General features: G+C 64.0%; 11 protein-coding genes. 4 read left to right on the top strand and 7 right to left on the bottom strand.

All coding sequences use genetic code 11. From position 1 onward, the window contains the following. The first annotated feature begins 225 nt into the window (after positions 1-225). The 4 genes from ACXAEH_RS03890 (at position 226) to ACXAEH_RS03875 (ending at position 4,627) form a co-directional block, all read left to right on the top strand. On the top strand, positions 226-2,049 hold the full coding sequence (locus ACXAEH_RS03890) for a DUF294 nucleotidyltransferase-like domain-containing protein (protein ID WP_475031170.1): 1,824 nt from the start codon (positions 226-228) through the stop codon (positions 2,047-2,049). Positions 2,050-2,138: 89 nt separating this feature from the next. Further along, positions 2,139-2,654, top strand: coding sequence for a hypothetical protein (locus ACXAEH_RS03885; protein WP_475031169.1), 516 nt, complete (start codon positions 2,139-2,141; stop codon positions 2,652-2,654). A 2-nt stretch (positions 2,655-2,656) separates the two neighbouring features. Then, the gene (locus tag ACXAEH_RS03880; RefSeq protein WP_475031168.1) at positions 2,657-4,066 is read left to right on the top strand and encodes a 3'-5' exonuclease; all 1,410 of its coding nucleotides are present in this window, start codon (positions 2,657-2,659) and stop codon (positions 4,064-4,066) included. Between the two features lie 60 nt (positions 4,067-4,126). Next, entirely contained in the window at positions 4,127-4,627 is a 501-nt protein-coding gene (locus ACXAEH_RS03875; protein ID WP_475031167.1) for a flavin reductase family protein, read from the top strand. Between the two features lie 111 nt (positions 4,628-4,738). On the opposite strand, the gene ACXAEH_RS03870 is transcribed toward ACXAEH_RS03875, so the two are convergent. From ACXAEH_RS03870 to ACXAEH_RS03840, 7 genes are all read right to left on the bottom strand, one after another. Then, positions 4,739-5,674 (bottom strand): 4Fe-4S dicluster domain-containing protein, encoded by a 936-nt coding sequence (locus ACXAEH_RS03870; RefSeq protein ID WP_475031166.1) that lies wholly within the window; start codon positions 5,672-5,674, stop codon positions 4,739-4,741. 146 nt (positions 5,675-5,820) lie between these two features. Then, the gene (locus ACXAEH_RS03865; protein ID WP_475031165.1) at positions 5,821-6,807 is read right to left on the bottom strand and encodes an ABC transporter substrate-binding protein; all 987 of its coding nucleotides are present in this window, start codon (positions 6,805-6,807) and stop codon (positions 5,821-5,823) included. An 80-nt stretch (positions 6,808-6,887) separates the two neighbouring features. Next, positions 6,888-7,733: an ABC transporter permease gene (locus ACXAEH_RS03860; protein WP_475031164.1), complete on the bottom strand. Its 846-nt coding sequence runs from the start codon at positions 7,731-7,733 to the stop codon at positions 6,888-6,890. Positions 7,734-7,818: 85 nt separating this feature from the next. Then, on the bottom strand, positions 7,819-8,736 hold the full coding sequence (locus ACXAEH_RS03855; protein ID WP_475031163.1) for an ABC transporter permease: 918 nt from the start codon (positions 8,734-8,736) through the stop codon (positions 7,819-7,821). Positions 8,737-8,835: 99 nt separating this feature from the next. Continuing rightward, positions 8,836-9,675 (bottom strand): ABC transporter ATP-binding protein, encoded by an 840-nt coding sequence (locus tag ACXAEH_RS03850; RefSeq protein ID WP_475031162.1) that lies wholly within the window; start codon positions 9,673-9,675, stop codon positions 8,836-8,838. A 60-nt stretch (positions 9,676-9,735) separates the two neighbouring features. Beyond that, positions 9,736-11,190, bottom strand: a complete 1,455-nt coding sequence (gene hydA, locus ACXAEH_RS03845; RefSeq protein ID WP_475031161.1) for a dihydropyrimidinase — start codon at positions 11,188-11,190, stop codon at positions 9,736-9,738. A gap of 128 nt (positions 11,191-11,318) precedes the next feature. Next, a complete protein-coding gene (locus ACXAEH_RS03840; protein WP_475031160.1) occupies positions 11,319-12,569 on the bottom strand; it encodes a Zn-dependent hydrolase in 1,251 nt (416 codons plus the stop codon). Positions 12,570-12,665: the final 96 nt, after the last annotated feature.

Here is a 12,665-nt window from a genome sequence, read left to right as displayed (position 1 = left end):
CCCTGGGCGGGCCGTCCCTCGGCGGCCCGCCACCTCCCTGATGGTCCCGCCCGGCTTTTTGCTGGCGGGACCATTTTTTGCCAATGGCAACACTCAATTACAACAGGATTGCGTCCGACCCCAGGGTGGGCGCAATCGCGCCCGCCCTGCGGGGCGGGTCGGACGCGATCCGGGCTGCTGTGCACCCCGGGAAGACAGTTCGAACCACCTGAGAAGGAAAAGCGAATGCCCCTTTCCGAAACTGCCCTGCTCCGCTTTCTGTCCTCGGTGCATCCCTACGACAGCCTGGAACCGGCACTGCTGCAGGACCTTGCCCCCAAGTTCCGCCAGATCGACGCCGCTGCCGGCGATCCCGTCTATGCGCTGAACGAGGAGCTGAAGGGCCTCTACCTGGTCCATACCGGCGAGGTCGAAGTGACCGACGAAAACGGCATCCCCGTTTCCATCCTCGGCCCCCGCAACTCCTTTGGCGAGCGCGGCCTGACCCGCAGCGGCCGGGCGGTGACCTCAGCCAAAGCCACGGCAGAAACGCTCTTGCTCCTGCTGCCCAAGGCGGACTTCCACACCCTGATGGGCAGCCAGCCGCAGGTCGCAAAATTCTTCGACCGCCGCCGCCCCGGCAGCCGCGAGGGCAACAGCCTGGCCACCACAAGGGTCGAGGCCATCATGGCGCGAAACCCCGTCACCTGCTCCGGCGGCCTCACCTGCCAAAGCGCGGCGCAGCTGATGCGCAACCATTTCATCTCCTCAGTCTGCGTCACCGACGGGGACAGCCTGCAAGGCATTCTCACCACCCGCGACCTGACCGGCAAAATCCTTGCGGCGGGCAAGCCCATCTCCACCCCGGTCAGCGCTGTGATGACCCCGGATCCGCTGACCCTGGCGCCCTCCGCCATCGGATCCGACGTGCTGCACATGATGATGGAGCACGGCATCGGCCATATCCCGGTGGTAGAGGCTGGTCGGCTGGCCGGGATCGTGACCCAGACCGACCTCACCCGCTTCCAGGCGGTCAGCTCGGGCGAGATGGTCTCGGCCATTGCACGCGCCGGCTCGGCCGCGGAAATCGCCAAGGTGACCGCCGAAATCCCCCGTCTGCTGGTGCAATTGGTAGCAGGAGGCAACCGGCATGAGGTGGTGACCCGGCTGGTCACAGACATTGCCGACACCGCCACCCGCCGCCTGCTGGCACTGGCAGAGGAGAAACTGGGCCCTGCCCCGGTCCCCTACCTGTGGCTGGCTTGCGGCTCGCAGGGCCGGCGCGAGCAGACCGGTGTCTCCGATCAGGACAACTGCCTGATCCTGTCTGACGATCTGGCGCCGGGGGATGCGCCCTATTTCGAACAGCTCGCCGAGTTTGTCTGCGACGGGCTGAACACCTGCGGCTACGTCTATTGCCCCGGCGGCATGATGGCGTCCAGCCTGCGCTGGCGGCAGCCGCTGCGTGTCTGGCGCGACTATTTCCGCGGCTGGATCGCCAAGCCCAGCCCCGAGGCGCAAATGCTGGCCTCGGTGATGTTCGACCTGCGCCCCATCGGCGGCGATGCCGCCCTGTTTGCGGACCTGCAGCAGGAAACCCTGGCGGCTGCCCGCGCAAACTCCATTTTCACCGCGCATATGATCGCAAACTCCCTGAAGCACACGCCGCCGCTGGGGCTCTTGCGCGGGCTGGCCACCATCCGTTCGGGCGAGCACCGCAACACGCTGGACATGAAACACAACGGCGTGGTGCCGGTGGTGGACCTGGGCCGGATCTACGCGCTGCAAGGGGAGCTGGCTGAGGTCAACACCCGCGCCCGGCTGGAGGCGGCAGAGTTTGCCGGCGTGCTCAGCCTCTCCGGCGCGCGGGATCTCATGGACGCCTATGACCTGATCGCCCAGACCCGGCTGGAGCATCAGGCCGCACAGATCCGGGCGGGCCAGGCACCGGATAATTACCTGGCGCCTTCGGATCTGTCGGACTTTGAGCGAAGTCATCTGCGCGACGCCTTTGTTGTTGTAAAGACGATGCAATCGGCGGTTGGGCACGGTAAAGGCATGTTAAGCTGACAGCAGCGCTTGCGGAGCGCACAGATGCCTCCGGCGGGAGTATTTTTGGAAAGATGAAAGAGCCGGCCGGATTTTGAAGAGGGCAAAGGATGTTTCTGGAACTGATTGCGGTGATTTTTGCGGGCATTGCGGCGGCGGGCGTGGTGATGCTCCTGAACCGGGTGCTGAAGGGGCGGCTGCCGCGCTGGATGGCGCCGGTGGCGGCGGGGCTGGCGATGATCGGCGTCACCATCGCCTCGGAATACGGCTGGTACAGCCGCACCGCGGCCGGTCTGCCCGAGGGTCTGGTGGTGGCGGAAACGGTGGAGAACCGCAGCTTCTACCGCCCCTGGACCTATGCTGTGCCCTACATCGACCGTTTTGCCGCCATTGATACCGCCACGATGAAAAGCCATGCGGACCACCCGCAGGTGCATCTGGCAGAGATCTATTTCTTCGGCCGCTGGGCTGCGGTGACCAAACTGCCGGTCTGGCTGGATTGCGGCGCCGGGCGGCGGGCGCTGTCCGCTGGCACGGCGGAGTTCGCCGGCGGGCTGCCGGAGGGGCTGAACTGGATTGAACCGGGCGCTGATGATGCGATCCTGGCCACTGTGTGCGGAGGATAGCGATGCTTACCCGGCTCAGCTTGCGTTTGCGGATTTTCCTGTTTTTCTGCCTGCTGGCCCTTGGCGGCATTGCGGTGACCGGCGGGGCGCTGTGGCTGGGCTACAACCGCGCCGGGCAGCCCGGGCTTTCGGATGCATTTCTGTTTTCCGGTCTGCTGAGCACATTTGCCATCCTCGGGCTTTGCGCCGGGATCTGGCTGCTGTTTGACGAAAACGTCGCCAAACCGATCGAGCGGCTGGCCGCCGATATGCGCGCCCGCGCCCATGCCGGGGTGACCGGCAAGATGGACACCCGCAGCGCCCGTTACCTGGGCGACCTGGCCGCCGCGGCAGAGGGGCTGGCGGGCCAGCTGGGCGACAGCGCCCTGTCCGCCGCCGAAGCCATCGCCCGCGAAACCGAGCATCTGGAGGCGGAGAAAACCCGCCTCGCCGCGCTGCTGACCGACATCCCCATCGCCACCGTCATGGCCGGCCCGTCGCATCAGATTGTGCTTTACGACGGCCAGGCGGCCGCGGTGCTGGCGCAGGAGGCACCGCCCCGGCTGAACGCGCCCCTGTCCGGCTATCTGGACATGAACGGACTGGAAGCGGCCTACGGGCGGATGGCGCGCAGCGGCATGGAGGTGCAGGCGGAGGTCAAGAGCGCCAGCGGCACCCAGGTGTTTGATCTGCGGCTGAAACCGCTGGGCGGCGCGCCGGGCTATATCATCCTGTTCGAAGGCACCCACGCGGGGCTTGCGCCGGAAGACCCCCGGCCTCTGGTCTATGACTTTGCCTTGCTGAACAGCGGAGCATCAGCGGAGGAAGACCGCCCGCTGTCCGCCTTCAGCTATGCCGTCTTTGACACCGAAACCACGGGGCTATTGCCGCATAAGGACGAGATTGTGCAAATCGGCGCCCTGCGGGTGGTGCGCGGCCGCATCATCGAGGCCGAGCAGTTCGAGACCCTGGTGGACCCGGGACAGCCGATCCCTGCCGTCTCCTCCCGGGTGCACGGGATCACCGATGCCATGGTGCAAGGCGCCCCCGCCATTGCCGAGGCAGCCCGCGCGTTCCACCGCTTTGCCTCGGATGCGGTGATCGTCGCCCATAACGCCCCCTTTGACATGGCCTTCCTGCACCGCCACGCCAAGCAGGCCGGCGTCAGCTGGGACCAGCCGGTTCTCGACACGGTCCTGCTGAGCGCGGTGCTGTTCGGCGCCTCGCAGACTCACACGCTGGACGCGCTGTGCGACCGTCTGGGGGTCACCATCCCGCCGGCCCTGCGCCACACCGCCATGGGGGACGCCCGCGCCACTGCCGAAGTCTTCTGCAAGATGCTGCCCATGCTTGAGGCGCGCGGCCTCACCACCTTTGGCAAGGTGCTGGAGGAGACCCGTAAACACGGCCGCCTCATTGAGGACATGAACTAGGTAGACAATCGGCCTCATGCGTGGCAGGTCACGGACCGGAACCAGAAAAAGGCACGCGACATGGCCGAAACCAGCTTTATTCCAGGGCCGGATACCGCCCGGGCCTACCGCGATGCGCTCGGCAGCTTCGGCACCGGGGTAACGGTTGTCACCACGCAGACGGAACGCGGCCCGCTGGCGATTACCGTGAACAGTTTCACCTCGGTGTCGCTGGAGCCGCCGCTTTTGCTGTGGTGCCCGGCGCGGGCATCGCTGCGCCATGATGCCTTTGTGTCGGCTGCCACTTTCGCCATTCACGTGATGGCGGAGGACCAGCTGGGCCTGGCCAAGCATTTCGCCGCCAATGGCGAGGACTTCAGCGCTGCCGCCTGGCAGCCGAATGCCCTGGGCGCTCCGGCGCTGGAGGGGGTGCTGGCGCGGTTCGACTGCCGCCATTTCGCCGCCCACCCGGCCGGCGACCACACCATCATCATCGGCGAAGTGGCCAGCGTCACCACCCGCCCGGGCAAAGGGCTGATCTTCAAGCGCGGACAATACGGCGGGTTTCTCGAGCAGACTTGATGCCCGCCAGATGCCCGCCTGCAGGCGGGCGCCGGAATTATGCAAGAATTCCGGCCCGTTTTCCGTGCCGGAAAACGCCCGGCCGCCGGCACATGGACTCATTCCTGCTGTCTAATCCTGCAGCCCCCCTGCCGCTTCAGCCTGAGGCGCTTCACGGCTGTTTTCCCCGCGGGCCAGGCGCTGCGGCAGCACCGCAGACGCGGACAAATCCATGCCTGCCTCCATCTGCAGCGCCCGTTGCGGGCAGATCGAGATGCACAGGCCGCATTGAAAGCACAGCGATTCCACAAAGCTCAGCTCGCCGCCGCTTTCGCTCAGCGTCAAGGCGTCCGACGGGCAGACCCAGACACAGCTGCTGCATGTGGTGCACAGGGTTTCATCCAGGCGGACCGCGCCATAAGGCGCCCGCTCCGGCAGCGCGACATGCTCCGCAGCGGCCGGCAGCAAGGCCGCCGCGCTGGCCCGGGCGGTGTCCCGGCGGCTGCCAACGGCCAGCACCTCCGGCGCCACCGAAGGAAAGGGGAAAACCCTGCCCGCCAGGCGCCGCTCCAGGGCGGTGTCCCTGTCAAACAGCTGGATCCTCCCCCGCCCGCCAAGCACCCCGGCCAGCTCCGTTTCCTGGCTCTGCGCCTGGCGGCCGGAAGGCTTACGGCAGCTCTGCAAATGAATGATGTCAAACCCGCCTGCCAGCGCATGCAGCAGATCCGCATGGCCGATCCTGTTCAGGCAGCACAGCGCCACCGGGATCACATCGTTCTGCCAGGCCTCCGTTCCGGCCAGCCCGGCCAGCCCGGCCAGCCCCGCAGGTTCGGTCTCATACAGCACCAGAACCTGCGCCCGGCCGCTGTCCTGCTTGCGCGCATGCGCCTTGCAGCACAGATCCATCAGCGGCAGCGCACCGCTGCGCCCGGCCGCATCCCGCAGCACGCTGCGCGGCTGCGCCGCATACCGGGAATGGCACCCGGCGGGGTCCTGCTGCGGGCATAGGCAGAGATAGTGCGGCGGATGTCCCGCCTGCATCTGCGCGTCAGAGATATGAACCCGCATCTCTCCCATAAAGTCAGGCTAGCACAAAAACACTCTCCCCAAGCGTGTATTTTGAAAAAGACACCCGATTATTGCATTTTTAACAAAATTGCCACCGGAGAGCGGTCTCCGGTGGCAGTTCATGACATCTTGGCGCGTAAAAAGGCTTACTTCAGCGCCGCATCGGTGATCGCATGGGTCCAGGCCCCCTCAGGCGCCTTGGTGATCACCGGATCTGAGCCGCCGCCCATCAGGGTCGACACGGTACGCTCGTAGTCCGCCGGATCCAGCGCCCCGTTGCTGCCCGCAGTCAGCTTGGCAATCTCGCCCATCATCCGTTTCTGATGGGTCTCGGTCTGCGCACCGGAGGCATCATTGTCCAGAACGATCTCCGCGGCTTCATCCGGGTTCTCCTCGGCATATTTCCAGCCCTTCATCGAGGCCCTCACGAAACGCTCCATCTTGCCGGTGAATTCCGGATCGCTCAGCTTCTCCTCCAGCACATAAAGGCCATCTTCCAGCGTCGCCACGCCCTGATCCTCATACTTGAAGGTGATCAGCTCATCGGCGCCGACACCGGCATCAATGACCTGCCAGTATTCATTATAGGTCATGGTCGAGATGCAATCGGCCTGGCGCTGAAGCAGCGGGTCGACGTTGAAACCCTGCTTCAAGACTTCCACACCGCTCTCGCCCTTGCCTTCGGTGGAAATCCCCAGCTGGCTCATCCAGCTCATAAACGGGAACTCATTGCCAAAGAACCAGACCCCCAGGGTGCGGTTGGCCAGATCGGCCGGCGCGGCAATGCCGGTGTCCTTCCAGCAGGTCAGCATCATGCCCGAGGATTTGAACGGCTGGGCGATATTGACCAGCGGCAGGCCCTTTTCGCGCGCCGCCAGCGCCGCGGGCATCCATTCCACCGTCACATCGGCGCCGCCGCCGGCAATCACCTGGGTCGGCGCAATATCCGGGCCGCCCGGCAGGATGGTGACATTCAGGTCCTCGTCCTCATAGAACCCCTTGTCCAGCGCCACGTAGTAGCCTGCGAACTGTGCCTGTGTCACCCATTTCAGCTGCAGCGTCACGTCGTCCGCTGCCTGGGCCGCACCTGCCGCCCCCAGCGCCAAAGCCGCTGCTGTCATAATGTGCTTCATTGGTAAGTTCTCCCTATTGGTTTTTGATTTTACCTGTTGGTGTTATTTTCTTTTCACTTTCCCGTATGTGCTGTGCCCGCTCAACCTCTTTGTGACGGATGCCAGAAGGTAAAGCTCTTCTCGATCAGCGCCACCAGCCCGTAGAAGGCCGAGCCTGCAAGGGCAGCCACCACAATTTCGGCCCAGACCATGTCCAGCGCCAGCTGGCCGACACTGGTGGAAATGCGGAAGCCCATGCCCACGGTGGGCGAGCCAAAGAACTCCGCCACAATCGCCCCGATCAGCGCCAGCGTGGTGGAGATCTTGAGGCCATTGAACACAAACGGCAGCGCCGCCGGCAGCCGCAGCTTGAAAAAGCTCTGCCAGTAGGTCGCCGCATAGGTCTGCATCAGGTCGCGCTGCATGGCAGAGGTCTCGCGCAGGCCCGCCACCGTGTTCACCAGCATCGGGAAAAACACCATGACCACAACAACGGCGGCCTTGGAATGCCAGTCGAACCCGAACCACATCACCAGGATCGGCGCAGTGCCGACAATCGGCAGCGCCGCCACGAAGTTGCCGACCGGCAGCAGCCCGCGGCGCAGGAAATCGCTGCGGTCGACCAGGATCGCGGTCAGAAACGCCGCGCCGCAGCCGATCACGTAACCGCCCAACGCGCCCTTCAGGATCGTCTGGGCAAAATCCTCCCACAGAATGGGAATGCTGGACATAAACCGCTCCGCAATCACCGACGGCGCCGGCAGGATCACCAGCGACACCTCCAGCCCCCGCACCAGCAGCTCCCAGACCAGCAGCACGGTGATGCCGAAGATAGCCGGCACCAAGAGCTGCACCGCCCGGGTTTTCGACGCCGGGCTGTTCGCCAGCCGGCTGTTCAGCCACCACCCCAGGCACCAGACCAGAACGGCAAGGATAACCATCACCATGACATGATCCCCCTGTTCATCTGGCCCAAAATATCCCGGGTGAGCCGCAGAGCGGCGAGGGCAGAGCCCTCCCTCCAATCATCCATCATGCCCGCACCCCCATCCGGCTCAGGACCAGCTTCTCGATCAAGCCCAGCAAGGCCACCAGCGCCGCCGCCAGAATTGCCGCCGCAAACAGCGCCGACCAAATCTGCACCGTCTGGCCATAGTAGCTGCCGGCCAGCAGCCGCGCGCCCAGCCCCGCAACCGCGCCGGTCGGCAGCTCGCCGACGATGGCCCCCACCAGGGACGCCGCAATGCCGATCTTCAGCGAGGCAAACAGATACGGCATCGAGGACGGCAGCCGCAGCTTCCAGAACCCTTGCGAGGTATTGGCATTGTAGGTCTTCAACAGATCCAGCTGCATCGCATCCGGCGCGCGCAGGCCCTTCACCATGCCGACAACCACCGGGAAGAAGCTGAGATAGGCCGAAATCACCGCCTTGGGAATGATCCCCTGCACCCCGATGGAATAGAGCACCACGATGATCATCGGCGCCAGCGCGATGATCGGGATGGTCTGGCTGACAATCGCCCAGGGCATCACCGACATATCCATCACCCGGCTATGCACGATCCCCACCGCCAGCAGAATGCCGAGGCCAGTGCCGATGGCGAAGCCCAGCAAAGTGGCGCTCAGCGTCACCTGCCCGTGATAGATCAGGCTGCGCTTGGAGGTGATCTTTTTCTCCACCGTGGTCTCCCACAGTTCCACCGCCACCTGATGCGGTGCCGGCAGCCGCGGGCGGTCCTGGACCCAGGTGTCATTGATGGCAAAGGCGTTCTTGGCCACCAGCCCGATCTCGCTCATATCCCGGCGTTCCTTGGCGGTGGCCGGTGACACTTCCGCCCCTGCCCGCTCGGCCTGATCCAGCACACCCTTGATGTTCATCGGCACGCAGGCCGCATACCAAAGGGCGATGATGGCGGCGACAACGGTGAGGACGGCAACAAGGCTCTTCATGCTCGCGCCCTCCCCAGCCGGCAGCCGGCCGGTGCACAGGGGGTGTACAGGGGGTGCACAGATGGCACCCCCCAATTCCGGCGGGTCGTGCTGGCAAATTCAGTCATCGCCATGCCCCGCCCGCAGACCCTCGCGCACCCGGTGGGCGATCTCGATGAACTCCGGGCTGTCGCGGATATCCAGCGGCCGTTCCTTGGGCAGCGTGCTGTCGATCACATCATGAATCCGGCCGGGCCTCGGCGACATCACCACGATCTTGGTCGACAGATACACCGCCTCCGGAATCGAGTGGGTGACAAAGCCGATGGTCTTGTTGGTCCGCGCCCACAGCTTCAAAAGCTGCTCGTTCAGATGGTCACGCACGATCTCGTCCAGCGCCCCGAAAGGCTCGTCCATCAGCAGGATATCGGCGTCAAACGCCAGCGCCCGCGCGATACTCGCCCGCTGCTGCATCCCGCCCGACAGCTGCCAGGGGAATTTGCCGCCAAAGCCTGACAATTCAACAAGTTCCAAGACTTGGTTAACGCGCTTTTCCTGCTCTGGCTTGGAATATCCCATGATCTCCAGCGGCAGCTTGATGTTCTTGGAGATCGTCCGCCAAGGGTACAGCCCCGCCGCCTGAAACACATAGCCATAGGCCCGGTTCCGGCGCGCCTCATCCGGCGTCATGCCATTCACGGACAGGCTGCCGCCGGTCGGTGTTTCCAGCGCCGCGATACAGCGCAGAAAGGTGGTCTTGCCGCAGCCCGAAGGCCCGATGAAGGAGACAAAATCCCCCTTGTTGATCTCCAGGCTCACATCCTTCAGCGCATGCACCGGCCCGTCGTTTGTCTGGAATGTCAGGTCCAGGTTCCTGGCCTCGATCACGCAGTCTGCGGGGGCAGGTGCGGACGCGGCGGCCTCGGGACGGATTGCCTGGGTGGTCGGTTCCATATTCATATCTTCGCCTTGATTTCACACAGGAAAACGGGCCGCCGTTACCGGCAGCCCGCTCCTGATTTACACGCCTGTTGCCGGGATGCCGGTGCGTTCCACCGGGCGCGGCGCCGTCAGTTCCTTCCAGGTCGACAGCGCCTTGTTCACCGTGGTGTTGGCCTCCCGGGCGACGAACTTGCCGTGGCCCTCCTGGCACTTGATCTCGCCATCGTGCACCGCCACATGGCCGCGGGTCAGGGTAAAGCGCGGAAGGCCCTTCACCTCATGCCCTTCGAACACGTTGTAGTCGATCGAGGACTGCTGGGTATCCGCCGAAATCGTCTTGCGCTTCTCCGGGTCCCAGACCACCAGGTCGGCGTCGGCGCCAACCAGAACCGCACCCTTTTTCGGATAGCAATTCAGGATCTTAGCGATGTTTGTTGACGTAACCGCAACAAACTCGTTCGGGGTCAGGCGGCCGGTTTCCACACCGTGCGTCCACAGCATTGGCATCCGGTCCTCCAAGCCGCCGGTGCCATTCGGGATCTTGGTGAAATCGCCAACGCCAGTGCGCTTCTGCTCGGTGGTAAAGGCACAATGGTCCGTCGCCACGACGGACAAGGAGCCCGACTGCAGACCGGCCCACAGGCTGTCCTGATGCTGCTTGTTGCGGAACGGCGGCGACATCACCCGGCGGGCGGCGTGGTCCCAATCTTTGTTGAAATACTCGCTTTCATCCAGGGTCAGGTGCTGGATCAGCGGCTCACCCCAGACCCGCTTGCCCTGCATCCGGGCGCGGCGGATGGCCTCGTGGCTATCCTCGCAGGAGGTATGCACCACGTAGAGCGGAACGCCTGCCATATCGGCAATCATGATGGCACGGTTGGTGGCCTCGCCCTCCACCTGCGGCGGCCGGGAATAGGCATGCGCCTCAGGGCCATTATTGCCTTCCGCCAATAGCTTAGCGGACAGCTCTGCCACCACATCGCCGTTTTCGGCATGCACCATGGCGATGCCGCCCAGCTCTGCCAGCCGCTGGAAGGAGGCATAAAGCTCGTCATCGTTCACCATCAGCGCGCCCTTGTAGGCCATGAAATGCTTGAAGGTGTTGATGCCGCGCTCCTGCACCACGGTCTTCATGTCTTCAAAGACCTGCTCCCCCCACCAGGTCACTGCCATGTGGAAGGAATAATCGCAATTGGCGCGGGTCGATTTATTGTCCCAGCGCTTCAGCGCGTCCAACAGGCTCTCGCCCGGATTGGGCAGCGCAAAGTCCACCACCATGGTGGTGCCGCCTGCAAGCCCTGCACGGGTGCCGGACTCAAAGTCGTCCGAACTGTAGGTGCCCATAAAGGGCATCTCCAGATGGGTATGCGGGTCGATCCCGCCCGGCATCACGTAACAACCGGTGGCGTCCAGTTCCTCATCGCCTTTCAGGTTCGGGCCGATCTGGGTGATCACCCCGTTTTCAATCAGAACATCGGCCTTATAGGTCAGATCGGCGGTCACAACGGTGCCGTTCCGGATGACTTTACTCATGGTTACAACTCCCTGAATTGGGGCGCATTTTCACGCCTCCATTTATTCATAAAGAACAAGATCCCTTGTTCATCTGGCCGAAAATATCCCGGGGGAGCGGCCCTAGTGGGCCGCGGGGGCAGCGCCCCCTATTCAACAATCTCCGCGGTCTCGACCACCGCATGAAACAGAACATTGGCGCCGGCCTCGGCCCATTCCTTGCTGATCTCCTCAGCCTCATTGTGGCTGAGACCGTCGACACAGGGGCACATCACCATGGCGGTGGGTGCCACCCGGTTGATCCAGCAGGCATCATGGCCTGCGCCGGAGATGATATCGAGGTGCGAATATCCCAGCCGCTCCGCCGCGCTGCGCACCGCGGTGACGCAGCCCTCGTCAAAGGCAACGGGATCAAAGCCGCCCACTTTTTCGAATTCGATCCCGACACCCATCGCCTCGGCAATCTCAGTGCCCTTTTCGCGCAGGCGGTTCTCCATGTCAGTGATCACGTCCAGATCGGGGCTGCGAAGATCGACGGTGAAGACCACTTTGCCCGGGATCACATTGCGGGAGTTCGGGTAGACGTCGATGTGGCCCGCCGCGCCCACCGCATGCGGCGCGTGGCTCCAGGCGATCTCGTCCACGGTCTCCAAGATCCGCGCCATCGCGAGGCCTGCATTGCGGCGCATCGGCATCGGGGTGGAGCCGGTATGGGCGTCCTTGCCGGTGATGGTCACCTGGGTCCAGCTCAGGCCCTGGCCATGGGTCACCACACCGATGTCCTTGCCCTCGGCCTCCAGGATCGGGCCCTGCTCGATATGCAGCTCAAAAAAGGCGTGCATCTTGCGGGCGCCGGTCTCCTCGTCGCCGCGCCAGCCGATGCGTTTCAGCTCATCCCCGAATGTCTTGCCTTCGGCGTCTTCACGCGCGTAAGCCCAGTCCTGGGTATGAATGCCAGCAAAAACACCCGAGGACAGCATGGCCGGCGCATAGCGGGTGCCTTCCTCATTGGTGAAGTTTGTGGCCACGATCGGATGCTTCGTCTTGATGTTCATATCGTTGAGAGAGCGGATCAGCTCCAGCCCTGCCAGCACCCCCAGCACCCCGTCGTATTTGCCCCCCGTGGGCTGGGTATCCAGATGCGAGCCGACATAAACCGGCAGCGCGTTCGGATCGGTCCCCGCACGCATCGCAAACATATTGCCCATCTGATCGAGCCCCATGGTGCAGCCCGCGTCTTCGCACCACTTCTGAAACAGCGCGCGGCCCTCGCCATCCTCGTCCGTCAAGGTCTGGCGGTTATTGCCGCCCGCGACGCCGGGGCCGATTTTGGCCATTTCCATCAGGCTGTCCCACAGCCTGTCGCCATCGATTTTCAAATTCTGTCCAAGCGACGTCATCTCAGCTTCCTTCCCTGTTCACCCGTCTTTGCAGGCTTCGGCCGGCGTTTTCGCCGTTTCCGGTGGCTTTGAGTGCTGGCCTGTCACCGATCCGGT

The sequence above is a fragment of the Leisingera sp. ABM4_060 genome (assembly GCF_056158765.1).
Note: the sequence above shows the minus strand (reverse complement) of the source record. Positions and strands in the feature narration are given on the sequence as shown.

Bases quoted from the DNA above. Each gene is read 5' to 3' on its own strand.
- ACXAEH_RS03890 (WP_475031170.1), top strand. From the start codon at position 226: ATGCCCCTTTCCGAAACTGCCCTGCTCCGCTTTCTGTCCTCGGTGCAT.
- ACXAEH_RS03885 (WP_475031169.1), top strand. From the start codon at position 2,139: ATGTTTCTGGAACTGATTGCGGTGATTTTTGCGGGCATTGCGGCGGCG.
- ACXAEH_RS03880 (WP_475031168.1), top strand. From the start codon at position 2,657: ATGCTTACCCGGCTCAGCTTGCGTTTGCGGATTTTCCTGTTTTTCTGC.
- ACXAEH_RS03875 (WP_475031167.1), top strand. From the start codon at position 4,127: ATGGCCGAAACCAGCTTTATTCCAGGGCCGGATACCGCCCGGGCCTAC.
- ACXAEH_RS03870 (WP_475031166.1), bottom strand. From the start codon at position 5,674: ATGCGGGTTCATATCTCTGACGCGCAGATGCAGGCGGGACATCCGCCG.
- ACXAEH_RS03865 (WP_475031165.1), bottom strand. From the start codon at position 6,807: ATGAAGCACATTATGACAGCAGCGGCTTTGGCGCTGGGGGCGGCAGGT.
- ACXAEH_RS03860 (WP_475031164.1), bottom strand. From the start codon at position 7,733: ATGGTGATGGTTATCCTTGCCGTTCTGGTCTGGTGCCTGGGGTGGTGG.
- ACXAEH_RS03855 (WP_475031163.1), bottom strand. From the start codon at position 8,736: ATGAAGAGCCTTGTTGCCGTCCTCACCGTTGTCGCCGCCATCATCGCC.
- ACXAEH_RS03850 (WP_475031162.1), bottom strand. From the start codon at position 9,675: ATGAATATGGAACCGACCACCCAGGCAATCCGTCCCGAGGCCGCCGCG.
- hydA (WP_475031161.1), bottom strand. From the start codon at position 11,190: ATGAGTAAAGTCATCCGGAACGGCACCGTTGTGACCGCCGATCTGACC.
- ACXAEH_RS03840 (WP_475031160.1), bottom strand. From the start codon at position 12,569: ATGACGTCGCTTGGACAGAATTTGAAAATCGATGGCGACAGGCTGTGG.